Source organism: Marinomonas sp. TI.3.20 (assembly GCF_038155025.1).
Lineage (GTDB): Bacteria > Pseudomonadota > Gammaproteobacteria > Pseudomonadales > Marinomonadaceae > Marinomonas > Marinomonas flavescens.
The window spans coordinates 1-221 of record NZ_JBAKAS010000158.1 but is presented as its reverse complement, the minus strand read 5'-3'; the positions used below and the strand labels follow the sequence as shown (position 1 = coordinate 221).

Annotated in this window: 1 protein-coding gene; it reads left to right on the top strand. The window is 57.5% G+C overall.

The window, feature by feature from the left end; genetic code table 11:
- The coding region (locus V6259_RS19985) for a hypothetical protein (protein ID WP_341586016.1) at nucleotides 1-221 on the top strand (221 nt) is incomplete at both ends.

The following is a 221-nucleotide window of genomic DNA, read 5'->3' as shown; positions in this document are numbered from 1 at the left end:
TGATGAAGTGACCAACGCAGACGAAGCGGGCACGGTGAGTGTGACCTTGAGTGGCGTAGATGCGGACACCGAGACGGTGAAAGTAACGTTCAGCGATGGCACCAACAACGTGGTTGTGGACGCGACACAAACTGACGGCGTCTGGAGTGTGGCGGATGCGGATCTAAGTGGTCTGACCGACGGCACGATTACCGTCAGCGCTGTAGCAACTGATGATGCGG